Origin of the sequence: Nitrosomonas eutropha (assembly GCF_900116685.1) — a bacterium.
GTDB lineage: Bacteria > Pseudomonadota > Gammaproteobacteria > Burkholderiales > Nitrosomonadaceae > Nitrosomonas > Nitrosomonas eutropha_A.
Genome location: NZ_FPBL01000006.1, coordinates 21,103 through 46,842, shown reverse-complemented (window position 1 = coordinate 46,842; position 25,740 = coordinate 21,103). Strand labels below are relative to the sequence as shown.

The 25,740-nt window shown below is 46.3% G+C and carries 25 protein-coding genes; 6 read left to right on the top strand and 19 right to left on the bottom strand.

The features are described from left to right. Positions 1–32: 32 nt before the first annotated feature. Together BM331_RS07590 and BM331_RS07585 are read right to left on the bottom strand one after the other, a co-directional pair. Entirely contained in the window at positions 33–956 is a 924-nt protein-coding gene (locus BM331_RS07590) for an NAD-dependent epimerase/dehydratase family protein (protein ID WP_074928560.1), read from the bottom strand. Positions 957–1,038: 82 nt separating this feature from the next. Then, entirely contained in the window at positions 1,039–2,865 is a 1,827-nt protein-coding gene (locus BM331_RS07585; protein ID WP_074928558.1) for a fatty acyl-AMP ligase, read from the bottom strand. Positions 2,866–3,488: 623 nt separating this feature from the next. On the opposite strand from BM331_RS07585, the gene BM331_RS07580 reads away from it, so the two are divergent. Then, positions 3,489–4,460, top strand: a complete 972-nt coding sequence (locus BM331_RS07580; protein ID WP_074928556.1) for a L,D-transpeptidase family protein — start codon at positions 3,489–3,491, stop codon at positions 4,458–4,460. A gap of 14 nt (positions 4,461–4,474) precedes the next feature. Here the strand turns inward: BM331_RS07580 and greA are convergent, their stop codons facing one another. From greA to BM331_RS07525, 11 genes are all read right to left on the bottom strand, one after another. Then, complete coding sequence (gene greA, locus BM331_RS07575; protein ID WP_011633575.1) at positions 4,475–4,951, bottom strand: transcription elongation factor GreA; 477 nt, start codon at positions 4,949–4,951, stop codon at positions 4,475–4,477. 176 nt (positions 4,952–5,127) lie between these two features. Continuing rightward, complete coding sequence (carB, locus tag BM331_RS07570; RefSeq protein WP_074928554.1) at positions 5,128–8,325, bottom strand: carbamoyl-phosphate synthase large subunit; 3,198 nt, start codon at positions 8,323–8,325, stop codon at positions 5,128–5,130. A gap of 25 nt (positions 8,326–8,350) precedes the next feature. Further along, positions 8,351–9,502 (bottom strand): glutamine-hydrolyzing carbamoyl-phosphate synthase small subunit, encoded by a 1,152-nt coding sequence (gene carA, locus BM331_RS07565; RefSeq protein WP_074928552.1) that lies wholly within the window; start codon positions 9,500–9,502, stop codon positions 8,351–8,353. Positions 9,503–9,737: 235 nt separating this feature from the next. Further along, positions 9,738–11,843: a M3 family metallopeptidase gene (locus tag BM331_RS07560; RefSeq protein WP_074928550.1), complete on the bottom strand. Its 2,106-nt coding sequence runs from the start codon at positions 11,841–11,843 to the stop codon at positions 9,738–9,740. Between the two features lie 53 nt (positions 11,844–11,896). Next, entirely contained in the window at positions 11,897–13,171 is a 1,275-nt protein-coding gene (locus BM331_RS07555) for a dihydroorotase (RefSeq protein ID WP_074928548.1), read from the bottom strand. A gap of 14 nt (positions 13,172–13,185) precedes the next feature. Next, positions 13,186–14,136, bottom strand: a complete 951-nt coding sequence (locus BM331_RS07550) for an aspartate carbamoyltransferase catalytic subunit (protein ID WP_074928546.1) — start codon at positions 14,134–14,136, stop codon at positions 13,186–13,188. A gap of 184 nt (positions 14,137–14,320) precedes the next feature. Then, positions 14,321–14,824 (bottom strand): bifunctional pyr operon transcriptional regulator/uracil phosphoribosyltransferase PyrR, encoded by a 504-nt coding sequence (pyrR, locus tag BM331_RS07545; RefSeq protein ID WP_074928544.1) that lies wholly within the window; start codon positions 14,822–14,824, stop codon positions 14,321–14,323. Next, positions 14,811–15,284 carry a Holliday junction resolvase RuvX gene (gene ruvX, locus BM331_RS07540; RefSeq protein ID WP_074928659.1) on the bottom strand — a complete coding sequence of 158 codons (474 nt, stop codon included), beginning with the start codon at positions 15,282–15,284 and terminating at the stop codon, positions 14,811–14,813. The genes pyrR and ruvX overlap by 14 nt, the downstream gene beginning before the upstream one ends. Beyond that, complete coding sequence (locus BM331_RS07535) at positions 15,277–15,837, bottom strand: YqgE/AlgH family protein (protein WP_074928542.1); 561 nt, start codon at positions 15,835–15,837, stop codon at positions 15,277–15,279. Before BM331_RS07535 ends, ruvX begins: the two co-directional genes overlap by 8 nt. A gap of 27 nt (positions 15,838–15,864) precedes the next feature. Beyond that, complete coding sequence (gene coq7, locus BM331_RS07530; protein WP_074928540.1) at positions 15,865–16,491, bottom strand: 2-polyprenyl-3-methyl-6-methoxy-1,4-benzoquinone monooxygenase; 627 nt, start codon at positions 16,489–16,491, stop codon at positions 15,865–15,867. 198 nt (positions 16,492–16,689) lie between these two features. Continuing rightward, the gene (locus BM331_RS07525; RefSeq protein ID WP_074928539.1) at positions 16,690–17,970 is read right to left on the bottom strand and encodes a (Fe-S)-binding protein; all 1,281 of its coding nucleotides are present in this window, start codon (positions 17,968–17,970) and stop codon (positions 16,690–16,692) included. Between the two features lie 224 nt (positions 17,971–18,194). Here BM331_RS07525 and rpsP point away from each other — a divergent pair, with 224 nt between their 5' ends. The 4 genes from rpsP to rplS are packed head-to-tail and all read left to right on the top strand — an operon-like array spanning position 18,195 to position 20,216. Further along, positions 18,195–18,452 (top strand): 30S ribosomal protein S16, encoded by a 258-nt coding sequence (gene rpsP, locus BM331_RS07520; RefSeq protein WP_011633564.1) that lies wholly within the window; start codon positions 18,195–18,197, stop codon positions 18,450–18,452. Between the two features lie 40 nt (positions 18,453–18,492). Next, on the top strand, positions 18,493–18,999 hold the full coding sequence (rimM, locus tag BM331_RS07515; protein WP_074928537.1) for a ribosome maturation factor RimM: 507 nt from the start codon (positions 18,493–18,495) through the stop codon (positions 18,997–18,999). Positions 19,000–19,009: 10 nt separating this feature from the next. After that, on the top strand, positions 19,010–19,822 hold the full coding sequence (gene trmD, locus BM331_RS07510; protein ID WP_074928536.1) for a tRNA (guanosine(37)-N1)-methyltransferase TrmD: 813 nt from the start codon (positions 19,010–19,012) through the stop codon (positions 19,820–19,822). Between the two features lies 1 nt (position 19,823). Then, on the top strand, positions 19,824–20,216 hold the full coding sequence (rplS, locus tag BM331_RS07505) for a 50S ribosomal protein L19 (protein ID WP_074928534.1): 393 nt from the start codon (positions 19,824–19,826) through the stop codon (positions 20,214–20,216). 113 nt (positions 20,217–20,329) lie between these two features. On the opposite strand, the gene BM331_RS07500 is transcribed toward rplS, so the two are convergent. From BM331_RS07500 to BM331_RS07475, 6 genes are all read right to left on the bottom strand, one after another. Continuing rightward, positions 20,330–20,677 (bottom strand): arsenate reductase family protein, encoded by a 348-nt coding sequence (locus tag BM331_RS07500; RefSeq protein WP_074928658.1) that lies wholly within the window; start codon positions 20,675–20,677, stop codon positions 20,330–20,332. Between the two features lie 10 nt (positions 20,678–20,687). Continuing rightward, positions 20,688–21,158, bottom strand: a complete 471-nt coding sequence (locus tag BM331_RS07495) for an invasion associated locus B family protein (protein WP_256214854.1) — start codon at positions 21,156–21,158, stop codon at positions 20,688–20,690. A 97-nt stretch (positions 21,159–21,255) separates the two neighbouring features. Further along, positions 21,256–21,513 carry a DUF2024 family protein gene (locus tag BM331_RS07490; RefSeq protein WP_074928530.1) on the bottom strand — a complete coding sequence of 86 codons (258 nt, stop codon included), beginning with the start codon at positions 21,511–21,513 and terminating at the stop codon, positions 21,256–21,258. A gap of 52 nt (positions 21,514–21,565) precedes the next feature. Further along, the gene (locus tag BM331_RS07485) at positions 21,566–22,255 is read right to left on the bottom strand and encodes an O-methyltransferase (protein WP_074928528.1); all 690 of its coding nucleotides are present in this window, start codon (positions 22,253–22,255) and stop codon (positions 21,566–21,568) included. Continuing rightward, the gene (locus tag BM331_RS07480; RefSeq protein ID WP_256214853.1) at positions 22,255–23,505 is read right to left on the bottom strand and encodes an O-antigen ligase family protein; all 1,251 of its coding nucleotides are present in this window, start codon (positions 23,503–23,505) and stop codon (positions 22,255–22,257) included. The genes BM331_RS07485 and BM331_RS07480 overlap by 1 nt, the downstream gene beginning before the upstream one ends. A gap of 108 nt (positions 23,506–23,613) precedes the next feature. Beyond that, a complete protein-coding gene (locus BM331_RS07475) occupies positions 23,614–24,669 on the bottom strand; it encodes a glycosyltransferase family 2 protein (protein WP_074928527.1) in 1,056 nt (351 codons plus the stop codon). A 302-nt stretch (positions 24,670–24,971) separates the two neighbouring features. Between BM331_RS07475 and BM331_RS07470 the strand changes: the two genes are divergently transcribed. Continuing rightward, entirely contained in the window at positions 24,972–25,730 is a 759-nt protein-coding gene (locus BM331_RS07470) for a 3-deoxy-manno-octulosonate cytidylyltransferase (RefSeq protein ID WP_074928526.1), read from the top strand. Positions 25,731–25,740: the final 10 nt, after the last annotated feature.

Here is a 25,740-nt window from a genome sequence, read left to right as displayed (position 1 = left end):
GGTGTTTTCAAATGCTTCAGGAATAAATATTGTTACATTTTGACAAGTGATGGCAATACTGTTTGTAATTTAATTGTCGGATGCCAGCCAACTAGCTCTTTTCTCAGGAAAGAAATATCACAGGTCCAATCAGAATGTTGAAGTTCCATCACTTTCCCTGGTGTCAGCATTGGAGTGTAATTCAAAAGATGGGCCAGCCACAAATTAAAACGAGCCAACATACATATACTGCTTGCCGGTATCTGGAAACAACGCACCGGTTTTCCCAGAGCTTGCTGTGCGATCATGGCTATCGACGTATAGTTGTACCCATCTGATGTACCGTCATCAATTGCATAAATACCACCCACGGGACAGGTTGTCTCAAGCCAGTAATAAATAGCAGCAACCAAATCATCAACATGTATCAAGCCGAAACGATTATCCGGATCTCCAGGAACAGGGAGTATACCGTATCGCATAGATCGAAAAAAAGGTAGCATTGCTTTATCACCAGGGCCGTAAACTGCAGCCGGCCTGTATATAACAGATGCTAACCGTCCAGAAAATCTTGGGATCTGTTCTTCGGCCTCAAATTTGCTTCGTGCATACCAGGAAAGAAGTGGTTCACGCGCTGCCAGAGAAGAAATGTGTAAAAATCTTGAGCAAGAAGTTGAGTCAGAAGCTGCTCGTAATATATTTTTCGTTCCAATTACATTAGTCTGATAGAAATCAGACCAGGATTTTCCTTTGACCACACCAGCACAATGTATAACAGCTTCAGCACCAGAAACAAGATCACGCAACGCATTACAGCAACTAAGATCTCCAGAAATCCACTCTATGAATGGACTATCTTTCTGTGAAGATGTACGTCTTGCTAATGCACGGATTTTCCATCCAGATTCAACCAGCTTAGCGATAAGTATGCGGCCAATAAATCCTGTAGCACCTGTTACTGCAACAGTTCTAACCATAAAAGCCACCGGATGCGAGAAGAAACCCTTTGACTCCTTCCCCTAAATAAATAAGCAGATTTTACTGATGAAGAACCAGCTATTAGCCGACTGTATAACTGGTAGTAGCAGGCTGTTCCATATTTGTACGCCGCAAAAACCCCTGCCGTGCCGCAAAGCGTGATAACTTTCCTGAAGATGTTCGTGGCAAAGTATGTGGAGACACCAGCTCAACCAGGCAACTTACCCCAAATGCCATATATACCATCTGCTGAAGCCTGTTAATGAGTGCTTGTCGATCTACTGCTGAAGCCAGTCTGCATTCCACCACCAAAACGACTGACGTCGAGCCATCTTCATTATTGATTCCAAAAGCAGAAGCTTCACGGGTTCTGACTTCCGGCTGCTGTTCAGCCAACTCTTCCACATCCTGCGCTCGAATATTTCTACCATTAACAATAATGACATCTGTTCGTCGCCCTGTGATATATAAATCACCTTCAAACAAAAAACCAATATCTCCAGTATCTAACCATCCATCTGATCTGATAGCTCTGGCAGTCTCTTCTGTATTATTAAAATAGCCGTTCATCACACTTCCCCCTTTGACTAGAATACTACCCACCATCAAATGAGGCACCTCCTGATCAGCGTCATCGACAACTCTGATTTCATGGCCTGGCAACGGACGTCCACAATTCACAAACTCATTAAATTTCCTGCCATCTGCCTGAACTCTTACTGCTATCTTTTTTTCGATCAAAGTCTTGGCATCCACACGTAAACTTTTTACTCCCTGATTGATATCAGGGAAAGACACAGCCAAAGTAGATTCAGCCAGACCATAGCAAGGCAAGAAAGCATCTTCATTAAATCCTGCTGCTGAAAACTTAGCCGAAAAACTTTTCAATGTATCGAGCCGGATCATCTCAGCCCCAACACCAGCGGCACGCCAGCAACTTAAATCTAGATCTATTAAATCAGAAACGCGCGCACGCAAAGTGCATAACTTGAGACCAAAAGGCTGACTAAAGGCAATAGTACAGCGATTACGACTGATTAATTTAAGCCATTGCAAAGGACGAACAGCAAAATCCCGGGTTGCCAGATAATCAACGGATAACTGGGCAGCCAAAGGAGCCAACACTAAGCCAACCAAACCCATGTCATGGTAAAAAGGCAGCCACGAAGCGCATCGATCACCGGGTCTCACATCAAGGCCATTGCAAACAATACCACGCAGATTAGTCATTAAAGCTCGCTCAGTAATGACTACTCCTCTCGGCAAACGAGTACTACCGGAAGTAAATTGCAGATAAGCCGTTTCATCCGGGGCATTTGGAGAAAGCGCCACATCAGCTTCAGGCAGTAGATTCAATTGCTCAGGCGTGCCACTCCATTTGAGTTCACTGCTTCCCAGACTCCCAACCACCTCATTGAGAAACTCAATAAAATCAAGATTAGCTATTGCAACGCTTGCCCCGCTGCCCTCAAGCATTCCTTTTAACTGCTGTACATAAATCGCACGGCTACCAAGATTAACGGGTACCGGCATAGCGAATGGAACAAGGCCCGCAAACCGACAGGCAAAAAACAGCTCAACAAACTCCGGAGTAGTATCGGCAACAAGAGCAACGCGGCTGTTGCGTGCCAACCCAAGGCCAGACAGCCGTCTTGCAATTATTTTTGCATTGGCGCATAAATCTTTGTATGTAAGTACAGACTTGAGATTACCTTTTGCGTCATAGAAGTTATGTCCGGTTTCTCCTTGTGCCGCATACTCAAGCGACTCCACCAATGTTGTAAAATCAGCTCGTCTCTGGCTCAACAAATTAATTGTGGGCGTTGCCGAAACAACACTTGCTTCGGAAGATAGGGAATTACCTTCTTGCGCTGGCGGAACATCCAACTTGGCTATTATCGAACTCAAAATCTTCCCCTAGAAATATTTTATGGCCAATTTGCTGAATAGATCAAATGCGCGCATTAAGAGTTAATCAGTTTTAGCCAAGATAATCAAAAGCCTACCTTGCTCCACGCACCGTATTCACTTCATGATATGTATGGGCTGCGAGCTTATAGAAGCGCTGTTTAACTGTCAAGACAACACCAAGTTTAGTGTTGCTTTATAGCAACAGTCACTTCTAAAATAAACGTTTATACAGCATGCTTACTCAATTCATCTAAATGGTCACACACTGTGTTCTACGGGATGGGGCAGCTACTGCACGAAGGCAATAAATTCACAACAAGCGCAACATCACAGATCCGTCCATAGTGACCATTCCTCACAGAATTTTTCTGTAGTGTTTTGCAAAGAACTTGGTTAAAAATTCCTTAAATAGCCATACTTTCTGTGATTCATCAACGTTAAACAGATACATCTGTACATACTCATTTGTAGTATTCTCGCGAATATCATATAGACAATGTCATAAATTCTTACAACTAATACTTTTAAATATTTAGACGCAGGTAAAATAACCGACCTGCTATTAAAACGGAAATAGACTTGATGATGCTATGACCATCAGGTAAACAACACGACATAAAATGAAACAACAAAATATACAGACACTTAGGATCAGCTCATTGCTGCTGCTCATGATGTTGTTACTTATGCCTTGTGTTTATGCTGACAGCTGGGTACGCCCACCCGATGACATAGACATTTTTGGGCAAATTCAGACAGTTACAGCCAGTCGTTCTGAAACATTACTTGATGTGGCACGTCGTTATGACATTGGCCAGGATGAAATGATGCTGGCCAACCCCAATGTAAATCGCTGGCTGCCTGAAGAAGGGGAAAAAGTTATTTTGCCACTGCGCTTTATCATTCCTCAGGCTGAACGTACCGGGCTTGTAATAAATCTACCGGAAATGCGGCTTTATTATTTCCCCAAACTAATAAAAGGGCAAAAACCGGAAATTATTACTCATCCTGTCAGTATTGGCAGAATGGATTGGAACACACCGCTGGGTAAAACCACTATCGTCAGAAAACAAAAAGATCCTACATGGACTCCCCCCCAATCACTCCGGAAAGAGGCAATAGAGGAAGGCAGGCCTCCGTTATTGGATGTCGTTCCAGCCGGACCGGACAACCCTCTCGGGAAATACGCACTCTATCTGGGCTTGCCCGGATATCTCATCCACGGCACCAACAAGCCGCTTGGTGTAGGGATGCGTGTCACACACGGCTGCATGCGTCTATATCCGGAAGATATCGAGGAACTGTTTAATCTTATTCCTACGGGTACGCCGGTACAAATAGTCAATCAGCCGATCAAATTGGGATGGCAGGGTGATCTCTTATACATCGAGCTTCACCCACCATTGGAGGAGGAAAATATTGCACCTCTCGACTTTAAACAAGAAATCCATCGCACAATTTTGGAATTCTTCGAAAGAACATCCAAGGATACTGATGGTAGAATGACACGGAATATCAGAATCAACCAGCAAGCTCTGGAGTCAGCAATTCAAGCCAGAGATGGCATACCCACCTTAATTTCTGAGGATTAACAAGAGATTGATACTCAAATATATTTAACATCCAATATTTCATATTCCCGGATGCCACCAGGAGCTTGAACTTCAGCCACATCTCCCGCATATTTACCAATTAATGCCCGTGCAATAGGAGAGCTGATAGAAATCTTACCTTCCTTGATATCAGCTTCATCATCTCCTACAACCTGATAGGTAACTGCCGTATTAGTATCCAGATCCACGAGATCAACAGTTGCACCAAATACACATGCACCATCTGCATTCAATGCTGCAGGATTAATAATCTGGGCATTAGATAGCTTACTTTCCAACTCCGCAATACGCCCTTCTATGAATCCCTGTTTTTCTTTTGCAGCATCATATTCAGCATTCTCGGACAAATCTCCATGGGAACGAGCTTCTGCAATAGCAGCAATTATTGCAGGACGATGAACTGTCTTCATTTCATGCAACTCAGCACGCAACTTCTCTGCACCAGATTGCGTAATTGGAATAGCATTCATAACTTAATTTCTCTTTCTATGAAAAACAATAAAAAACAGAATCTGTTAAATAACAACAAATCTTTTTAATGTTACGAATTAAGAATACCTAGCCACATCTGATTGAAGAAGTAAGGGATTAATTACCAGAAATAACTTTAAGCAGGAATTCGTAAAACTTCAAGAAGTATTGTTGCCTAGGAGACAAGATTTTGCAAACGATAAACCCGCAACTCCTGGCAGCTTGCCATGCCTGTACAGGCAGCACGCGCACCAGCAACCGTTGTGTAATAAGTCGTTCTGGCCTGCAAGGCGGCACGCCGAATTGAATACGAATCACGCACAGCACTCCTCTTATTGGAGACCGTATTGAGGATTAGAGAGATTTCACCATTCTTGATCATATCTACAATATGCGGCCGACCCTCAGCCACTTTATTGACAGTCACAACTGACAATCCAGCTTGAGATAGGCTGTATGCCGTACCTTTCGTAGCATAAATCAAAAATCCCAATTTGATCAATCTCGCAGCGATCGAAACAACCTCCGACTTGTCACCATCCCTGACACTGATAAACACATTACCTGAAACAGGTAATTGAACACCTGCTGCAAGCTGTGATTTAAAAAATGCTTCTGCAAAGTTTTTACCGATCCCCATTACCTCACCAGTTGATTTCATCTCCGGCCCAAGTATGGTATCGACTCCTGAAAACTTAACAAATGGGAAAACAGCCTCTTTTACTGAAAAATAGGTTGGGTGAACTTCTCTGGTAATGCCCTGATCAGCCAATGTTCTTCCCGCCATGCAACGGGCTGCAATTTTAGCCAGCTGCAAACCCGTCGCTTTAGAAACAAAGGGAACTGTGCGCGATGCTCTGGGGTTAACTTCCAGTACATATACAACATTATCCTGTATGGCGAACTGTATATTCATCAGTCCTCTGACATTCAGCGCACGTGCCATGGCCCCGGTTTGCCTACGTAACTCATCTTGCAGGGAAGTGGAAAGACTAAAAGGAGGTAATGAACAGGCAGAGTCGCCAGAATGAACGCCAGCCTGCTCAATATGTTCCATAATCCCGCCTATCAGAACGGTTTCTCCATCAAAAATTGCATCAACGTCCACCTCAATCGCATTGTTAAGATAATGATCCAACAACACAGGTGAATCATTGGATACCTTCACAGCCTCCTGCATATAGCGCTCCAGATCACGCGCCTCATGCACAATTTCCATAGCGCGCCCACCCAATACATAGCTTGGCCTGACGACAAGCGGATAACCAATGTTATCCGCTGCTGCTAAAGCTGCTCCTGGCGTGCGTGCGGTAAAATTAGGGGGTTGCTTGAGTCCAAGACTCTGCAACATCGCCTGGAATCGCTCACGATCCTCTGCACAGTCAATCATATCCGGGCTCGTACCAATAATAGGCACTTCATTTTCTTCTAGCTCACGCGCCAGCTTCAGCGGAGTCTGACCACCATATTGCACAATGACACCAAACGGCTTCTCTACTGCCACAATTTCCAGCACATCTTCAAGTGTAAGAGGCTCAAAATATAGCCGATCCGAAACATCATAATCTGTTGAAACGGTTTCTGGATTACAGTTAATCATGATTGTTTCATATTGATCTTCACGCAATGCCAAGGCTGCATGTACACAACAATAATCAAATTCAATACCCTGGCCGATACGATTAGGCCCACCACCCAGTACCATAATTTTCTTTTTGTCAGATGGGCGAGATTCGCACTCCTCCTCATAGGTTGAGTACATGTAGGCTGTCTGCGTATCAAATTCGGCCGCACAAGTATCTACTCGCTTGTAGACCGGGCGTAAGTCCAGCTGATGTCGCCTGGCACGCACCTTGCTCTGGCTGGTATCAAGTAGCACTGCTAAACGCCGATCCGAGAAGCCACTGCGCTTCAATTGGCGCAGTTCACTCCGGTCTAGCGTAGCCAGCTGCCTATCCGCAAGTGCTTGCTCTTGCCTTACTAGATCTTCAATTTGCACCAAAAACCAGGGATCAATTCGGGTAAGCGCATGAACTTCATCAAAAGGAACATCGCAGCGGAAGGCATCAGCGACATACCATAACCGCTCTGGCCCCGGGTGGCTTAATTCAGCCTTAATGATCTCGATATCTGCAGTTTTTTCATCTAGTCCATCCACGCCGGTTTCCAGCCCACGCAATGCCTTCTGTAGTGATTCCTGAAAAGTGCGGCCAATCGCCATGACCTCACCTACTGATTTCATTTGTGTCGTCAGACGATCATTCGCCTGTGGAAATTTCTCGAACGCGAAACACGGCACCTTGGTCACCACATAATCAATAGTTGGCTCAAACGAGGCCGGAATAACACCATCCGCTATATCATTACCCAGCTCATTAAGTGTATAGCCAACCGCCAGCTTGGCTGCAACCTTGGCAATAGGAAAACCTGTCGCTTTCGAAGCCAGCGCAGATGAACGTGATACTCGTGGATTCATTTCGATCACAAGCATATTTCCATTTTCAGGATTAATGGCAAACTGGACGTTGGAACCACCCGTTTCCACTCCGATTTCCCTAAGCACTGCAATGGAAGCATCACGCATGCGCTGATATTCTTTGTCTGTCAGTGTCTGGGCAGGCGCAACAGTGATCGAATCACCCGTATGAACACCCATAGGATCAACATTCTCGATGGCACAGACAATGATGCAGTTATCCTGTTTGTCACGGATAACTTCCATTTCAAATTCTTTCCAGCCGATAACAGATTCTTCAATCAGCAATTCCCGTGTGGGTGAAGCCTCCAAGCCACGCTCACAGATCTCTACAAATTCCTCCCGATTATAGGCAATACCGCCACCACTCCCCCCCAACGTAAAAGAAGGTCGGATAATAACCGGGTAACCAATCACTGCTTGCGCCCGCATAGCCTCTTCCATACTGTGCGCCATAGCTGAACGCGCCGATTGCAACCCTATCCGCGTCATCGCCTGCTTGAATTTTTCACGATCCTCCGCCATATCAATGGCTTCACGGGAAGCGCCAATAAGCACCACGCCATATTTTTCCAGCACGCCATGCCGAACCAGGTCCAAGGCACAATTGAGCGCAGTTTGCCCACCCATGGTCGGCAGCAATGCATCCGGTCGTTCTATCTCGATTACTTTTTCCACTACCTGCCAGGTAATCGGCTCTATATAGGTAGCATCGGTCAACTCCGGATCAGTCATGATCGTCGCCGGATTGGAATTAATCAGAATGACACGATAACCTTCTTCTCGTAATGCCCGGCAAGCCTGCACACCGGAATAGTCAAATTCACATGCCTGACCGATAACAATCGGCCCGGCACCAATAATGAGGATGGATTTCAGATCGGTACGCTTAGGCATTTAAGTAGAAGATTGTTCTGATGACTCAGGCTGATTGCTTGTTTTCCGCCATCCAACTGACGAAACGACTGAATAAATAATCAACATCCTGAGGTCCTGGGCTGGCTTCAGGATGTCCTTGAAAACAGAAAACAGGATGATCTGTCAGCTCAAAACCCTGAAGACTCCCGTCGAACAACGAACGATGAGTAACGCGCGCATTGGCAGGCAAGGTGTCAGTAGCAACTGCAAATCCGTGATTCTGGCTGGTAATCATCACTCGGCCGCTATCAACATCCAACACTGGGTGATTAGCACCATGATGACCAAATCGCATCTTGATCGTTTTAGCACCAATCGCTAAAGCAATCAGCTGATGACCCAGACAGATTCCAAATACAGGAATTTCGCTTTCCAGCAACGCACGTGTGGCAATGATCGCATAATCACAGGCCTCCGGATCACCCGGGCCATTGGAAAGTACTACCCCATCAGGCCGGGTGGAAAGAATTTCCTCAACCTTAGTCTGGGCAGGATAAATAGTAACGTGACAGCCTCGCTCAACCAGCTTACGCAGAATCGTACGCTTGACACCAAAATCCAGCACAGCAACCTGGTATTGACTCTCACTTGCAGTTCGACAACCTGTTTCCGGAGCCCACTCACCTTCACTGAATTCCCATGATTGGTTACAGCTAACCACGCGCGCCAGATCCATTCCAGCCAGACCGGGAAAAGCCCGTGCCTGTTGCAAAGCCTCGACTTCATCGATATGGCCAGCCATGATGCAACCCGCCTGAGCACCCTTGATTCTTAAAATACGTGTGAGCTTGCGAGTATCGATCTCAGCAATAGCCGGAACGTTATGCTGCTTGAGAAAATCTGGCAATGATTGGCGACTGCGCCAGCTGCTAGCAATGAGCGGTAAATCTCGAATCACCAACCCTGCCGCATAAATGACTCTGGAATCTATCGTAGATTCAATATCTTCGTCATTAACACCGGTATTGCCAATATGTGGATAAGTCAGTGTAACAATCTGACGACAGTAAGATGGATCGGTAAGGATTTCCTGGTAGCCGGTCATGGCCGTATTGAAGGCCACTTCCCCAGTAGTCACACCTTCGGCACCGATTGAGTCTCCATGAAAAACAGTACCATCAGCCAAAACGAGTACAGCGCGCGGACGGTTAGACACAAGACTCCCCAATGATTTGTAGCAAAATGCAGACAGACAGAAAAAAAGCGGCTCGAATTGGCCCCACACCGCTATAGTTAATTATACATGAGATACAGGAGCTTTTCCAGAAACCACTCACCCTTTACATGAGTATCGCGCCACCTGCCAAAGAAATAGCACTACTGTTTTCGGCAAAGCTTCTTACTAGATTATTTGGCAACAATATTGAACACGCCAAAAATACAAAAATTACTCAAACTACCATCCCATTATGGCGCAACAGCGCATCAATTTTTGGCTCACGTCCGCGAAACGCAACAAATGACTCAAGCGCAGGACGGCTACCGCCTACAGCAAGAATTTCATGCCAGAAACGCTCGCCGGTCTTCGCATTAACCACTTGGCCGACACCATTTTCCTCAAACAGACTATAAGCATCGGCAGACAATACTTCTGCCCATTTATAGCTGTAATAGCCGGCTGCATAACCCCCAGCAAATATATGTCCAAAGCTGCTCGGAAACCGGTGGAAGGCTGGCGGAATAATAACTGCTACCTGCTGACGGATTTTATCCAGACGCTGCAATACGGTCTCATTGCCCAGTGGATCAAAATCAGTGTGCAGATGCATGTCAAACAAGGCAAATTCGATCTGACGCAAAGTTTGAAGACCGCTCTGAAAATTCTTGGCTGCGAGCATTTTATCGAATAACGTGCGTGGTAACGGATCACCAGTTTCCACATGTGCAGCCATATCGTGCAACACCTCCCATTCCCAGCAGAAGTTCTCCATGAACTGGCTTGGCAGCTCGACCGCATCCCACTCGACGCCGTTAATACCGGAAACCCCCAGTTCATCCATCTGTGTCAACAAGTGGTGCAATCCATGGCCAAACTCATGAAACAGTGTAATGACCTCATCATGCGTAAACAACGCAGGGCGCAAATGGCCATTGATCGTCACTGGTGCAGAAAAATTACAAGTAAGGTAAGCAACCGGCACCTGGATTTCAGAACGACCGATTTCCGGCACTTCAATTCGTCGCCGTGTTACGGCATCATCCATCCACGCTCCTCCACGCTTGCCAGGACGCGCATAAAGATCCAGATAGAATTGCCCCAACGCATTGCCTTCACTGTCAGCAATATCGAAAAACCTTACATCCTGGTGCCAACGCTGAACATTACGCGCCTGCTCTGCTTCACTGATATGTATGCCGTACAGTGTTTCCACCAACCCGAACATACCGGACAACACCTTATTTTCCGGAAAATATTGCTTAACTTCCTGATCAGAAAAAGCATAACGTTCGATCCGCAGCTTTTCACTAACATAGGCAATATCCCATGCCTCAAGTTGGGTCAGCTTTAGTTTATCAGCTGCAAACTGACGTAGTTCCGCCAGATCTCTTTCCGCATAGGGTCTTGCTTTAGTAGCCAGTTCATTCAAAAAATCCAGCACCTGCTGTGGCGTTTCTGCCATCTTGGGGGCAAGGGATACCTGCGCATAGCAATCATAGCCTAGCAGGCTGGCTTCTTCCTGACGCAAACGCAGGATCTGTTCGATCAAAGGCATGTTGTCACGCTCCCCAGTCTGATCTGGAATGACTTCAAGCTCACTAGCTCGCGTTGTATATGCCCGGTACATCTGTTCACGCAAACTGCGGTTATCTGCGTACTGCATAATCGACAGATAGGATGGAGCATGTAGCGTGAATTTCCAGCCCGGCACAGTGATTAAGGTATCTTTAGCTGCTGCTTCACTGGCTGCCTGCAATATATCTTCCGGGATTCCGGCCAGCTCACCTCGATTTTCTATCAACAGGGAAAATGCATTGGTTGCATCAAGCAGGTTGTCACTGAATTTTGCACTCAATGCTGACAGCTCTTCCTGAATTTGCATAAATCGTGCTTTATCTTCAGGTGGTAACTCAGCCCCGCCCAACCGAAAATCCCGCAATTGGTTTTCTACAATTTTCCTGCGCGCCTGACTCAAATTATTAAACGCTGGATCTGTTCGCAACTGCTTAAATTTCTCAAACAATACCGGGTCTTGTGATAACCCGGCATAGTACTGCGTAACACGCGGCAGATTGGTATTATAGATTTCACGCAATTCCGGATTATTCATGACTGCGTTCAAATGTGTCACCTGCCCCCATGCACGCGATAGACGCTCATTCACATCCACCATTGGCTGTACAAAATCCTGCCAATCCGGAGCTTCTGATGTATTCTTGACCGCATTCATCACTGCGCGGCAATCACGCAACAGCTCATCTATAGCTGGTGCAATATGTTCATTCCGGATTTCCTCATAATGTGGCAACGTGGAAAAATCGAGTAACGGGTTCTTCATATCAGTTATATATTCCAAGGATTTATTATTAATCTATAGTCTCAGGATAAGTGCTACCAGCCATACACAACATGCCCGCCAATCAACGTAAACCGAGTGCGGCCACATAACTCCATCCCGAGAAAAGGCGTATTCTTACCTTGACTTTTCAACTCAGCATTACTGACAACCCAGTACGCATCAGGATCAAAAATACACAAATCGGCTGGAGCACCAGCCACCAATTGCCCGGCATCAATTCCCAGTATACGAGCCGGATACGACGTAATTCTTGCCAGCGCTTCCGGTAACGACAATCTGTTTTCCATTGCCCATTTCAGCGTAAGCGGCAGCAATAACTCCAGTCCGGTTGCGCCAGTTTCGGCCTGGGCAAAGGGCAGCAACTTGGCATCATCATCCACGGGCGCATGATCCGAGCAGATCGCATCAATCGCCCCATCCATCAGCCCTGCGCGTAATGCATCCCTATCTGCCAGGCCTCTGAGCGGCGGCATGAGATGACAGTTCGCATCAAAAAAGCCAATATCCATATCAACCAGATGCACATGATGGATGGAAACATCACAGGTTAGCGGCAGACCTTGCTGCTTAGCTGTACGTACCAGTGCTACGCCTTCGGCACTGGAAATACGGCATAAATGTGCACTGGCACCGGTTTCTTTCATCAGGGATAAAATATCCGTGAGCGCAATTGTCTCCGCACACACAGGTATTGCCGGCAATCCTAAACGAGTGGCAACCTCCCCATCATGGGCAACACCATGATTGGCCAGATACATATCCTGAGGACGCAGCCAGACCTTGAAACCGAAAGTAGCAGCGTACTGCATGGCTCGCATCAATACATGCAGGTTGGCAATCGGTGCATCTGCCTGGCTGAAAGCAACACACCCGGCATCATGCAACTCAACCATTTCCGTTAATCGTTCACCTTTAAGCCCTTGAGTCAGCGCTCCTACCGGGTAGACTCGTGCCCGATCAAGATTGCGCGCACGATGCTTCAGCATCTCCACCAGACCCGGTTCATCCAGTGGTGGATCTGTATCTGGGGGGCATGCGAGGCTAGTTACTCCTCCTGCTACTGCCGCTTCCAACTCCGACTCCAGAGTGGCCATATACTCAAGCCCAGGCTCGCGCAAGCGTGCTGATAAATCAACCAGACCGGGGCATACAACCAATCCGCTTGCGTCAATCTTTCGATCATCATGAAAGTGTTCAGGCCGAGAATCAATTGACACAATCCTGCCTTCAGCCAGATACAGATCGCCAATACGATCCATCCCGCTGTCAGGGTCAATCAGACGGCCATTTCGGATACAAATATGCATAGAGGATACGAGCGTTAATTTCCGGCGAGAATCGACATGACCGCCATGCGGACAGCAATACCAAAACCCACCTGGGGTAAAATGACCGACTGGGAGCCGTCAGCCACCTCCGAATCAATTTCCACCCCACGATTCATCGGGCCAGGGTGCATCACAATTGCATCAGATCTGGCTAACAAAAGTTTTCCCGGTGTTAGTCCGTAATACTTGAAATATTCTTCGGTACTGGGCAAATGCGCCGATTCCATACGTTCATGCTGCAATCGCAGTATCATCAGCACATCCACATCTTTCAAGCCTTGTGTCATGTTGTGGTAAACATGTACACCAAGCCGCTCAACCCGGGCCGGCAACAAAGTCTTGGGTGCAATCACACGGATTTCCGGTACTCCCAGTGTTGTTAGTGCGTGAATCTGAGAACGCGCCACCCGGGAATGCAGAATATCTCCAATAATTGCCACACGCAGTGTATGAAAATCCTGTTTGTAACGACGGATTGTAAACATATCAAGCAATGCCTGCGTAGGGTGCGCATGCCATCCGTCACCGGCATTGATAACATGAATTTCCGGACCGACATGACGAGCGATCAAATGCGCTGCACCACTCTGGTTGTGGCGCACCACAAACATATCCGCATGCATGGCAGACAGGTTATCCACCGTATCCAGTAAAGTTTCCCCTTTGGTCTGGGATGAAACTGCCATATTAAGATTGATTACATCTGCTGAAAGGCGTTTTGCCGCAATTTCGAAAGTTGTGCGAGTGCGGGTACTTGGCTCAAAAAACAGGTTGAATACCGATTTACCTCGCAGCAGGGGAATTTTCTTGACATCCCGCTCTGTCACACCGATGAATGATTCCGCTGTATCAAGGATATGGCGCAAAATCGCAACAGGCAACCCCTCTGTTGTAAGCAGATGCTGCAGCTCCCCATTTTTATTCAACTGCGGATGTATACTCATTACGCAGGAATCCTGAAAGAATTACAACAATACATATCTGTTTCAAATATCAACAAATAAAATCCGTTCGCACAAAACAGTCTGGGCCATCTGGATAACTACAGCATAATCCGCAATTCAAAGCAGACCAGCAATGTTGATGAAAATACAAGGAAGGTAATCAGGTGAACTCTCAGAACATACATTACTCACTTGCTATGCTACGCAAATCCAGGCTCAGTTTTCCATCATCTGCCTGCCTCAGTTCAAGCATGCTACTTTCCGGCAAGGCCAGTACGGCTCCCGTATACCGCGCAGCAATCGGCAACTCCCGTCCGCCACGATCCACCAGAACAGCTAGATGGATACTGGATGGACGGCCATAATCAAACAATTCATTTATCGCAGCACGGATAGTTCTACCTGTATAGAGCACATCATCTACTAGAATGATATGGCTATTTTCAGCTTCAAAAGGGAGTTGGGAGGGTCTGACCTGTGGATGCAGGCCAATTTTACTGTAATCATCACGGTAAAAAGAAATATCCAGCACCCCCACCGGCTGCGCGATCTTTAATGTCTGATGAATACGCCTGGCCAGCCAAGCCCCTCCGGTATGAATACCCACAATAGTCGTATTGTCGGTGACATCCAATCGGATTTTTTCGATAAGCAGTGTCAGTAGCTGCTCGGCATCAGGAAGCTGCATGAGATGAATCAAAGAAAGTTTGAAGGATATGTTGTGCTGCAATCTGATCAAGCATTGGCCGCTGTTTTTTGCCTGTAATGCCTACTTCTTCCAACGTCAAACGGGCAATCGCTGTCGTATAACGCTCATCTTCCATCGCCACCGGAATTCCAAATCTCCCTTCCAGCCGCCTCGCAAAACGTTGGCATAATCGGGTTATCTCATGTTCAGCACCATCAGCATGAACCGATAACCCCACCACCAGCAAAACCGGCTGCCATGCCTCGATTAATTCAGCAATCTTTTCAAAACGAGGTTTAGTCATCACCTGGTCAATCGTCGTCAGAGGATGGGCCAATCGCAATTCATATTCGCCAATAGCCACCCCTATACGCCGCACACCAAAATCGAAAGCAAGCACAGTACCAGATAAAATAACACTTGCCACGTCAGCTATAGTTTCTTCGGCCGAATCAGGCATGACCAATTTCATTGGATAAATTAAAAAAATCAATCCCCAGTAATTTCATGGCAGCGGGTAGTCGCTCTTCAAAAGAGAGTTCAAACAATATTCGGGATTGAGCGGGTACAGTCAGCCAGGCATTCTGCGCCAACTCCTGTTCGAGTTGCCCAGCCGCCCAGCCTGAATAACCGAGCGCAACCAGGATTTTCTTTGGCCCCTGACAATCAGCAACTGCTTGCAAAATATCAATAGAAGCGGTTAGACCAGTCGTCACATTAGAAGACAACGTAAATCTCCACGCCCCAACCGGCTCATGCAATACAAATCCGTTATCGACTTGCACCGGACCACCCAACAATACCGACAGATTGGAAAGAGCGGGATCCTGAGGGGACATACCTAATTGCGTCAGCAGTTTTTCTACCGATAAATCAGTCGGTCGATTCACAACCAGGCCCAAAGCACCTTGTTCGTTATGCTCACAAATATAGGTTAACGTTTTGGCAAAGAACGAGTCCTCCAATCTCGGCATAGCAATCAGAAAATGATCGGTCAGGTTGATGGCTTGCATTGCGATATCTATAAAAATTTACCGTACTTATACCCAGTACGCAGTACGTGTCATGATTCCAGAGCTGAATTTCATGACAGCTTTAATCGGCACAGGCAATGGGCCGCCTCCATACGAAACCGCCATGGTAGCATGGCACGCTTCATCGACTTTCATCTGCGACACGATGGCCCGGCTGCGAACATCCTGATGAGGCAATCGCTGCAAATGATCTGCCAGATGCGCTTCAACCTGACGTTCTGTCTCAGCCAGAAAACCAAGATTCCATTTATCTCCAAGCGCACCTGCCACTAACCCCAGCGCAAAGGATCCTCCGTACCACAACGGATTCAGAAAACTTTTATGCCCACCCAGCTCTGCAATTCGGCGCTCTGTCCAGGCAAGATGTTCCGTTTCCTCACGTGCAGCCTGATCCAGTGCTTGACGCACCTGTTCATTGCGTGCCGTCAGTGCCTGTCCCTGATAAAGCGCCTGGGCACAGACCTCACCTACGTGATTAATACGCATCAGTGCTGCAGATTCACGTTTTTCAATCTCACTCAGTCCATTCTCAGGCAGATCCTTCCCCGGAATTGGACGCAAAGTAGCCGCAGGAGCCAGCAATGTACGCAGAGCGTTATCAAAACCGATAATCAATTTATCAACATTCAACATAAAAATTCCTCCATTAATCTCTTTTGCCCGTCTTAGAACCTGTTTAAGGTTTCGATCAAGGGATGCAGTGCAAGGCAAAATTGAACGAGAAAGCAGAGCATACTTGAAGTATGTGAGCATTTTGAGTTCAATTTCAACACCGCAATGCACCCTTCAGTGAGATATTGAACAGATTCTTACGCCAGAACAATCTATTTTTCATTTTATACGCATTTGCCGTGCAAGCAACGTTACCGGATGCAAAACCTCTATATTTCTTCCTTTTCTCGCCAGCCCGTTGGCAATATGCAAGGCACAACCGATATTCGCCGTCACCAGGCAATCAGCCCCGGTCTGTTCAAAAGCTTGTAATTTTTCAGCAAGCAAAGCTTCTGCAAATTCGGGCTGATCAAGAAAATAGGTACCGGCCGCACCACAGCACCGATCGTTACCAGGCAGTTCCACCATTTCAATTCCCGGAATATGTTGCAGCACAGAATACAGACAGCCTGAAGCACACAGTGTATTGCGTAACGTACAAGGTTCATGCACCGCTATTTTTCGCGACAAAGGCGCAAAACTGATTTCACCCCATTCCCACGCATCGAGAAATTGACTGATGTCCATTACCGGCACAGAAAACCCGGCATCTTCTAATTGTGACGAATACTCTGTCAATTGAACACTACAACCGGAAGCAGTGCTAATGACTGCCTGAATATTCATCCCCTCAAAAGCACGAATATTTTGTTGGGCCAGCGACATTGCCGCATCAACCTGGCCACTATGTTGATAAAGCGCTCCACAACACGTTTGCGCATTTGGCACATGCACTGTATAGCCCAGCTGGTTCAATATGGATATGGTTGAAAGCAGTGTTTCGGTATCAATCAGCCTTGCAATACAACCCAGAAACAACGCCACCTCGCCGCGCAGAGAACCCTTGGCTGGGTACGAGTCACGCCATATTTGTCCCGGCAGATTACGTGTTGTCAGAAATAGCAGAGACTGAGTCAAGGCACTTCTTTTCAGCACATTCAATCGTAACAACAACGACAGCAAACCACTCCCGACCAACAGACGCAATGCTGGCCGCAACATGTCAAATCGAGCAGATTTCACAACCAGCTCTTGTTCCAGCAAATCCCTCAGCCAACTCTTTCCACTTTGATTTTCTTTTTGAATAAAGGATGAGTTCTCGTGAATCATGACACGCGCATTATCAATCAAGCGGCCATAAGCGACGTTACTTGGACACACTCTCTCGCAGGCACGACAAGTAAGACAGCGATCCATATGCTGAACAAATCTCTCATTCAATGGAATGTGCTTATTAGCAACCCCGCTCATCAGTGCAATACGTCCTCGCGGAGAATCCGCTTCGGAATGCGTCAGGTGATAAGTAGGACAATGCGGCAAACACAATCCGCATGCCACACAACGATCGGCCTCTGCAAGCAGCTCCTTAATCAAGTAATAACTCTGATCTGAATTTTTCATGGTTTTTACAGCTATTTCATTAGAATCAAATCATTGTATTGCTCACGATACACTTTTACTTGAATAATTAAATTAATATCACCGATTACCTTAACCCGGCCATGATCCCCTTCATATACACAGTCAGCGGGTGGCAACTTAATTTATTACTTGCTAAGTATATGAAAATTGCCATAGAATTACGGGTTTTAGTTAACAAATAACCACTTTATACAAGGGGCAACATGGTAGTAGTAAGACTGGCACGAGGTGGTGCTAAGAAGCGTCCTTTTTACAATATGGTAGTGGCCGATTCCCGTCGCCATCGGGACGGAAAATTTATAGAACGTGTGGGATTCTACAACCCTCGGGCTACGGGTGGTGAGGAAAGTTTGCGTATTCAGATGGATCGCCTGAACCATTGGCAATCTCAAGGAGCACAGCTATCCAGTACCGTCTCCAGGCTCGTTAAACAGTTTGGCAGACAACAAAAACCTGCCTAATCAGCAGAGTGAAGTCGGGCTTCTCATAAGCGAGGAGCCAATGGTTGTGTTGGGTCGGGTTATTGCTCCACACGGGATTAGAGGCCAGATCAAGGTTACTCCTTTCACCGAGTATGTTGATGGATTGATGGAATATCCTACATGGTGGCTCAGCAATGATGAAAAAAGCTGGAAAATAGTACATCCGACCTCTTTCTCTGTTCACGATAGCTTGCTGATTATTACGTTGGAAGAATATAGCGACCGAACGAATGCCTCTGAGCTGAAGGGGTTACTAATTGCCGTACCACGCAGTCAACTCCCTCAACTATCGGAAGATGGAAAAGAGGGCTACTACTGGTCAGATTTGATTGGGATCAATGTTGTTAACACGCAAGGCGAATTTATCGGAACTGTAGCCGGCTTATTTGAAACAGGAGCAAATGATGTATTGCGCATTCAGCTCCCTGGCGGCAAAGAAGAATTGATTCCTTTTGTAGATCAGGCCGTCAGGCAAGTAGATCTGGGATCACGACAAATCATGGTGGATTGGGAACTGGATTACTGAGCATTGTATTATGCCGTTTGAATTTGACGTCATTACATTGTTGCCCGACATGTTTGATGCTGTCACACAATACGGAGTAACAGGCAGAGCAAAAAAAAATAATTTATATCATCTGCACACCTGGAACCCGCGCGACTACGCCACAAACCGTTACCGGACGGTAGATGATGCACCTTATGGTGGAGGCCCTGGCATGGTCATGATGGCTGAACCGCTGGATCGGGCCATCACAGATGCAAAAATTCGGCAGACCAGGAATGGAACTAGCAGAACCAGTGTCATTTATCTTTCCCCTCAGGGCAAGCGATTGGATCATGAAAAAATTCTGAAGATTTCCAAACGAACTGGAGTCATATTGCTCTGTGGTCGTTACGAAGGAATTGATGAAAGATTAATAGAAGATCAGGTAGATGAAGAAGTTTCAATCGGAGATTATGTAATATCTGGTGGAGAACTGGCGGCCATGGTCTTAATTGATGCAGTGATCAGGCAACTACCTGGCGCATTGGGTGATACGCAATCAGCCAGCCAGGATTCTCACGTTGATCATCTGCTGGAATATCCGCACTATACTCGACCTGATATCTATAAAGAAAAACTAGTACCAGAAGTGCTGCTGTCCGGTGACCATGCAAAAATAGAGTGTTGGCGCCTGCAACAGTCAATTGGTAGAACTTGGCTAAAAAGACCTGATTTGTTAGTAAAAAAATATCCAGAAGGCCTCCCTGGCAAGGAAAAGAAATTACTGGAGGAGTTTAAGCAATTACAATGTTTGACGATTACCAACCAGGCGACAGATACAATAAAAGAACAGGAGCAATGAAATGAACTTGATTGAACAACTGGAACGTGAAGAAATAGAAAGGCTGGGGAAAATAATTCCCGATTTTTCGCCGGGCGATACACTCGTGGTCAACGTAAATGTCGTAGAAGGTGATCGTAAACGCACCCAGGCCTTTGAAGGGGTTGTTATCGCCAAACGCAACCGTGGGCTCAATTCTTCATTTATTGTGAGAAAAATATCCAGTGGGGAAGCAGTAGAGCGCACATTCCAGACTTACTCCCCTCTTATTGCAAGCATGGAGGTCAAACGACGTGGCGCAGTACGTCGAGCAAAACTCTATTACCTGAGAGATAGAACCGGTAAAGCTGCAAGAATCAGGGAGAAATTACCTGCACGCAGAGTTCAACAAAAAAGTATTGCCGCAGTGGAGTAATTTAACTACCAGACTTGAAAGTGCAGGTAATTCTGATTGCCTGCACTCTGTGCATCCACCTTATAGTGCGTACTACTCCAATGAGAAGTACAGACTGAGAAATGGATTAAACTTCAACCACCCAGTAACTTCTTTATTTTCTCAGGTGGCCGCCCCAGTACTGCACTATCCCCGCGAATCACAATTGGGCGCTGAATCAGATCAGGATTGGCTGCCATCAGTTGTAATAACTCCTCATCATTCGCTGATTCTGAACCTTTAGCAAGCGGTTCATCTGCACGCAACAACCCTCTTGCCGGAATACCCAACTTATGAACAATCTCGCGCAACATGCCGACGGTCAACTGGGTATCGTAGTAATTAATACTGTCAAATTCATTACCACTTTCCTTAAGAATAGTTAGTGCTTCACGGCATTTGCTGCAGGTGGGTTTTTGATAAATAGTTATTTTATCACCCATAACATCCACCTCATTTAATTCCACATTCCCTGGAAATGGCAGCATAGGCTGCACTTGATCCTTTTAAACCGAAAGTATCAGTTGTTGCCGTCCCCTGCGCAGAAACCCCGTTAACCACCATCTGATTGCCCCCACGTATTGCTGACATTAGTTTGTTATCTGTTGCTGAATCAGATGTCCAGGCGGTTTCATTCTGAGTAAACAATTTGAAACGCTGGCCGCCGATACTGACTGTCACTTCGCTGTTTGGTTTATATGAGTAACCAGCAACGAAACTGAACACATTTTTGCTCTTCTCAGCGGGACGATGGGTGATAAGCGCATAAACACTCCCGCGCTTGGTATAGGTACCTTCCTCCTTACTGGGTTTGCTGACCATATAACAAACCTTGTTACTTTCCTCCATATACACATAGGCGATCCAATCACCAAATTCCCCGATTGATTTTGGTTCAACCGCATGTGCTGCAATACTCGTCATAAAAAAAACAGCTGACAATATCAGTATTTTTGCGAACATCCATCTCATCGTATAAAGCTCCATAATTATCGCAATACCTCGACTCGCCGATAATCTGCTAATCACACCCTTCCATTTTATAAATGTAATACCCTTTCTGCTTGATCGCCTCAATCACCTCATCAGGCGCTTTCTGGCTGTGGCAAAAACGGCATTCCTCACTGGTTACTGCCGCACCCTCTTCTCCAATCGAAGCAAGCCATTCCTTGGCAAATTCAATCGCCTTCTGATCATCCCTCACATCAGTAAACACATCAAAATGCATAGTGTGTCCGCGCTTGGATTTGACATAGGTATCGTACACATGGATCTGCATAAAAGTTCTCCTGACTGATTAATAATAGAAAGACAAATAATTCAAAGCTGTATTATGCCATTTTTCTGCGCGCCACGATAACGCCATCACGCGTCGGATTAATAAAGGCATCAAACTCCGGATCTTTACAAATTAGCTGATTATGCTCTCTGATGGCTTCAATCCAGCCTGGTTTAATATCTGAAGAGACATCCACGGCCACTCGCCCACGCCCTAATACGTTATCAGCAATATATAACCCACCAGGGCGGATGCGTTCTTTGGCTATTCGCCAGATATCCGGATATCCTCCCTTATCCGCATCGTTGTAGCAGATATCGAATATCCCATCAGTCTGTGCAAATATATCCTGAGCATAGCCCGTGCAAAACTTCACCCGCTCCCATATTCCAACGGCAGCGAGATATTGCTTTGCTCTTTCCTGATTAACCGGATTGCTATCTGTACAGACAATTTGACCATCAGGCCCAACCGCCTTGCCAAACCAATAGGCGGAATACCCGTACCCGCTACCGAACTCGAAAACTCTATGTGCACCTATCATTTTTGCGAGGATTTCCAATGAAATCCCAACGAGCCTGCCTACAATCGGAAAATTTTTCTCCCGGGCGAATGCTTCCATTTCATCGAGAGTGGGGTGATCAAACTGCTCCGTCAGGGTGTACATATAATGTTCAATCACCGGATTAACAGGAATCAATCCATCTGGATTATTAACAGCAGGTGGTTGCGGGATTGGCATTATCGAGCAATACTGGAAACTTTACGAATTCCATCCTTAATTTGTGGATTCTTTTGATCAATCAGATCAAGGCTTCCTTCATACCTCTGCCAGCAAACAGCTATGGCAGTCACTACGAGTAAAAATGGTGGAATACGATTAGTTATAAGAAAAGTATCAGTTAGCCCGGACAGAAAAATAAAACACACGATTGCACTGCCCAATAAAGTCATCCGGGATTGCCTGAATGTTTTGAACCAGCACCATAATAAGAATACAAAAACCAATATACCAAGCAATCCCAGATGTACACCAATTTCGATTAACTCATTATGAAAATGTCTTGCTTCATGAAATTCGGATAAATTTCTGTAAATTCCCTGCTTATAAGTTACATAACCATCTTTAAGATACTGCTTTGCCATGCCGGAGCCATGCCCTAACAGCGGACGCTCAGCAATACCATGCAAGCCAATATCCCAGATCGCCAACCGGTAACTCACGCTGGTTTGGTAATCCCCCTGTTGAAATGATTGCAGATCCGCACTAACCTGTTGCGCTCTTTCATGGAAAACATCACTATTAACAGCAAACAGCGCGGCTATAATCATCATCGAAACCAGACCACCCACGAGCATTTTTCTCTCTGATCGGTACCGCAGAACAACCATCAACAGCAGCGCTAATAATGTTGCAAGCAAAAAACCTCTGGAACTCTGATTAAACTGAAGAAACAACAACAAAGCCATCAGCCATAACAACACTGCCAAAAATCTACCCCCCCTGTCTAATGCAACCCAACCTCCAAAAACAGCCAGAATGACACCGATTCCCAAAGCTGCCGAGTAGTGCAAATAGAGCATGCCAAATAAAGGAATTCCCTGCATATCCTGTATTAGCCAGTTATAGCCACCCAGTACCACCATAACCGAATAGCTACTAGCCAATCCGCCAATCGCCCAAGGAAGCCGCTCCTTATTCAAAAGTGAATATAAAGGGAGAAACGTCAACAAAAGAAAATATTTCTTCCATCTATCCTGGAAAGCCACGGCAGGATCACTCCACAACAAGCCGATTACCCATACCCCGCAAAAAACCAAGATACCCAAGGCCAGAGGCTCCTTTACCAGGTCAAAAAATCTGGACAATCCTCCGTCTAGCAACCAGACAAAAACCAGCAGACCTACCCCCCAATATATAAATCCCTTGGGCCATAATGCAAAACAAAAAAATACCAGTGCAAACCGCACCAGCAATTCACGCCAGCTCAACACAGCTCCATCACTAAAAATATATTCCTTAAAATCAACAGCTTGCCACGTATTTATAAATCTTCTCTATTCTGACGATATTGCAGTTACTTCTTCAATATTGCTCACTCAAGAGAGAGGGGATTCATCAAGTAATAGCTCTTTTACTTCCAGTCTGAACACACGGCTCCAGATGAGCAGCAGAGTACGCAATAAAAATGGAACATCATCCATCATCCAGATAGCAGAGATACGCCTATCTGTGCGCCACCAGCGCCTAAGGGTAATCCAGATTGCTGCACTTAAACGCAACGGCTGACTATACATCTGCAGACATAGCAATGCGGGTGATCGCGCCGAAGTAAACCAATGTACATAGCCTCCCTCGCGAAATACATTCTCCATTGCAACCAGAATAGGCAAAGGAAAATCTGCAAGTGAACCGTTAGTCGAAAACAGCAGGATATTTTGCCGGGCATCAGGATAACGTGAAAGATACAAGGCACGGTTACGTCGTGCGAGTTGCTTCTTTGATTGTCCATTACCAAACGACCCCCCTTTCTTATGATAAATGTAGGCACCAGAATGTATACCGAAGCGCCATCCATGAAGATCAAGCCGGCGGCCAAGATCAATATCTTCATAATAACCTCGCCCAAACGCTGGATCAAAGCCACCGATTTCCTGAAAAACATCACGGCGGATCAGTATGGCGTGTCCGCGAAGATAGTAATTGGGTATATAGCCTGCTTCCCGCAGCATATAGCGCCCAAGATCATATTGGGCATAACTGTTACCGGCAGGAACAATGGCCGCTAATTCAGGGTCAGCGGCGAATGTTGCGCATAACAATGGCAGGAAATCCTGACTGACTTCGGTGTCCGAATTAAGGATAAATACGTAGTCAGCGTCAGATCGGTTGACTGCTACATTTACTGAAAAACCAAAGCCCTGGTTTTTCTCCGCATGGTAAACATCAACACAATCATACGGCAGGTTATCCAGCATCTCCCTCGTTTCGTGGCCAGACGCATCATCCTGAACGATAATGCGTCTAATGGACTGATTAAGATGCGCGACAATGGAATCAATACAGTGCCGTGTCAAATCGGGGGCGTTATAAACCGGAATAACGACATCTATTGTTTTGTCAGCAGGTATTTCAAATTTCCTGATATCTATCATCCTCTATCTCCGGTATGTATCAGCAGCAGTCGCAGGACAACAGAACCCGGATGATCTTTTACCATAATGGTTGCACTGTTCAACAGCATATCCAGCCAAGCGATAGACGAAAGAGCTGTCAAATAAACCTGTGTTATTATGCAAAACATTGACAAGGAAGGATTAAGGTTACCTGCAAGAGTGGCATTATACACAGTGCATAATATCTATGAATCCGGCAAATCAGCCGCAACACACTGCAAAAAAATATTTTATTCGCTCCTGCATAGCTGCATATTTAGCCAGTCACTTTTCCCATAACTATGAAAACAATCGCCATCATTCCGGCACGCATGGGTTCTTCGCGTTTTCCCGGAAAACCGTTAGCGCAACTGTTGAACTGCACCATGCTGGAGCATGTTTACCAGCGTGTTGCCATGAGCAAATCGCTGAGCGCAACTTATATCGCCACCTGTGACGAAGCCATCCGGCAGGCAGCCATCGCTTTCGGCGCGCCCGTCATCATGACTGCAGACAGCCACGAACGAGCCAGTGACCGCATCGCGGAAGCAGCTGCACACACCGATGCTGATCTGATCGTCATGGTGCAGGGTGATGAGCCAATGACGCATCCTTCCATGATCGACACCGCCGTCGCACCTTTCCACAATGATCCCAAACTGGAATGCGTCAATCTGACGAAGCGAATCGACGATGAAGCCGATTTTCGCAGTCCCAATACCATCAAAGTGGTCACGGATCAGCAGGGAAATGCGTTATATATGACCCGTCAACCCATTCCGACACTGGCCCCCGGTGGCTTTGGAGCAACTGCTACTTACAAGCAGGTCTGTATCATTCCTTTTACACGCACCTGTCTGCTTGAATACAGCCAGTTACCGCCCACCCCGCTGGAACGCCTCGAATCAATTGATATGCTGCGCCTGCTGGAACACGGCCGCCACGTCAGGATGGTGGAAACTGAATACGATACACAAGCAGTTGATACCGAGGCAGATCTGGCGCGTGTTGCACAGCTGATGGCTAATGATCCCCTACTGGGCAAATATCAAAGAACCTGACTGGAGCGCT

Bases quoted from the DNA above. Each gene is read 5' to 3' on its own strand.
- rplS (WP_074928534.1), top strand. From the start codon at position 19,824: ATGAACTTGATTGAACAACTGGAACGTGAAGAAATAGAAAGGCTGGGG.
- BM331_RS07475 (WP_074928527.1), bottom strand. From the start codon at position 24,669: ATGATAGATATCAGGAAATTTGAAATACCTGCTGACAAAACAATAGAT.
- BM331_RS07525 (WP_074928539.1), bottom strand. From the start codon at position 17,970: ATGAAAAATTCAGATCAGAGTTATTACTTGATTAAGGAGCTGCTTGCA.
- coq7 (WP_074928540.1), bottom strand. From the start codon at position 16,491: ATGTTGAATGTTGATAAATTGATTATCGGTTTTGATAACGCTCTGCGT.
- BM331_RS07555 (WP_074928548.1), bottom strand. From the start codon at position 13,171: ATGCATATTTGTATCCGAAATGGCCGTCTGATTGACCCTGACAGCGGG.
- rpsP (WP_011633564.1), top strand. From the start codon at position 18,195: ATGGTAGTAGTAAGACTGGCACGAGGTGGTGCTAAGAAGCGTCCTTTT.
- greA (WP_011633575.1), bottom strand. From the start codon at position 4,951: ATGAATGCTATTCCAATTACGCAATCTGGTGCAGAGAAGTTGCGTGCT.
- carB (WP_074928554.1), bottom strand. From the start codon at position 8,325: ATGCCTAAGCGTACCGATCTGAAATCCATCCTCATTATTGGTGCCGGG.
- ruvX (WP_074928659.1), bottom strand. From the start codon at position 15,284: ATGCCTGATTCGGCCGAAGAAACTATAGCTGACGTGGCAAGTGTTATT.
- BM331_RS07580 (WP_074928556.1), top strand. From the start codon at position 3,489: ATGAAACAACAAAATATACAGACACTTAGGATCAGCTCATTGCTGCTG.
- rimM (WP_074928537.1), top strand. From the start codon at position 18,493: ATGGTTGTGTTGGGTCGGGTTATTGCTCCACACGGGATTAGAGGCCAG.
- BM331_RS07500 (WP_074928658.1), bottom strand. From the start codon at position 20,677: ATGGGTGATAAAATAACTATTTATCAAAAACCCACCTGCAGCAAATGC.
- trmD (WP_074928536.1), top strand. From the start codon at position 19,010: ATGCCGTTTGAATTTGACGTCATTACATTGTTGCCCGACATGTTTGAT.
- BM331_RS07535 (WP_074928542.1), bottom strand. From the start codon at position 15,837: ATGCAAGCCATCAACCTGACCGATCATTTTCTGATTGCTATGCCGAGA.
- BM331_RS07470 (WP_074928526.1), top strand. From the start codon at position 24,972: ATGAAAACAATCGCCATCATTCCGGCACGCATGGGTTCTTCGCGTTTT.
- BM331_RS07590 (WP_074928560.1), bottom strand. From the start codon at position 956: ATGGTTAGAACTGTTGCAGTAACAGGTGCTACAGGATTTATTGGCCGC.
- BM331_RS07485 (WP_074928528.1), bottom strand. From the start codon at position 22,255: ATGCCAATCCCGCAACCACCTGCTGTTAATAATCCAGATGGATTGATT.
- BM331_RS07560 (WP_074928550.1), bottom strand. From the start codon at position 11,843: ATGAAGAACCCGTTACTCGATTTTTCCACGTTGCCACATTATGAGGAA.
- BM331_RS07550 (WP_074928546.1), bottom strand. From the start codon at position 14,136: ATGAGTATACATCCGCAGTTGAATAAAAATGGGGAGCTGCAGCATCTG.
- BM331_RS07495 (WP_256214854.1), bottom strand. From the start codon at position 21,158: ATGACGAGTATTGCAGCACATGCGGTTGAACCAAAATCAATCGGGGAA.
- pyrR (WP_074928544.1), bottom strand. From the start codon at position 14,824: ATGCAGCTTCCTGATGCCGAGCAGCTACTGACACTGCTTATCGAAAAA.
- BM331_RS07490 (WP_074928530.1), bottom strand. From the start codon at position 21,513: ATGCAGATCCATGTGTACGATACCTATGTCAAATCCAAGCGCGGACAC.